The 1,118-nt window shown below is 35.9% G+C and carries 2 protein-coding genes; both read left to right on the top strand.

Annotated features, from left to right (window positions below):
• A partial coding sequence (locus tag CKF59_RS06475; RefSeq protein ID WP_222985649.1) for a cytochrome ubiquinol oxidase subunit I occupies positions 1–581 on the top strand: 581 nt, incomplete at its 5' end.
• Positions 581–1,118: cytochrome d ubiquinol oxidase subunit II (cydB, locus tag CKF59_RS06470; protein ID WP_119535131.1), on the top strand; the 538-nt coding region annotated here is incomplete at its 3' end. The genes CKF59_RS06475 and cydB, both read left to right, overlap by 1 nt.

Here is a 1,118-nt window from a genome sequence, read left to right as displayed (position 1 = left end):
CTCAAGCTGAAAAAGAAGCATTTGCTCAAAATGACGCTAAATACTTAGGATATGGTTTATTATTAACTCAATTTGTTCCAGGTTCAGATAAAAATCCTCAATTATTATTAAACGCTACACCTGAACAAATCCAAAAAGCAGTTGATGAAACAACTCCTCGTGTTGGTGCATTATTCTACGCATTCCGTTTAATGATGGCTTCAGGTTTCTTAATGATTTTACTATTTGCTGTATGTACTTATAAAGTACTACGTCAAAAAGTTCAACCAGGGAAATCGAAACTACTTAAAGCAGCTATGCTATCATTACCATTACCTTGGATTGCGGTAGAATGTGGTTGGTTCGTTGCAGAATATGGTCGTCAACCTTGGACTGTTTACGAAATACTACCAACCTACATCTCTCACTCAACTCTAGCTGTTGGTGATCTGATCTTTAGTATCATTGCTATTTGTGGTATCTACACAGTATTCTTATACTTTGAAGCATACTTTATGGTTAAATACGCTCAACTTGGTCCAAGTGCTTTACACACAGGTAAATACCACTTTGAGAAAAAAGAACACGTAGGAGATAAATAATGTTAAGTTTTGAAGTCCTACAAGTAATTTGGTGGTTATTAGTAATTGTTCTATTATCAGGATTTGTAATCTTTGACGGTTTTGATATTGGAGCTTTAACTTTAAACCCATTCGTTGCGAAAACAGACGCTGAAAGACGTGTTGTTCTAAATACCATCGCTCCACACTGGGATGGTAACCAAGTTTGGTTATTACTAGGTGGTGGTGCTATCTTTGCTGCTTGGCCAGAAGTATATGCAACATCATTCTCAGGTTTATACCTAGCAATGATTTTAATTCTTTGTGCTTTATACTTCCGTCCAGTAGGTATGGAATACCGTCACAAATTTGATCTAGAAAAACACCGTCGTGGTGTAGACTGGGCATTATTCTTCTCTGGTGTAGTACCATCATTAGTTATTGGTGTTGGTTTAGGTAATGTATTATTAGGTTTACCATTCCAATTTGATTCTATTGGTCGTTCTTACTACGGTGGAGATACAATTTGGATTCTTAATTTATTAAAATTATTAAATCCATTCGGTTTACTCTGTGGTG

Source organism: Psittacicella gerlachiana, from assembly GCF_003585965.1.
Lineage (GTDB): Bacteria > Pseudomonadota > Gammaproteobacteria > Enterobacterales > Psittacicellaceae > Psittacicella > Psittacicella gerlachiana.
This window is presented reverse-complemented; position numbering and strand designations above follow the sequence as displayed.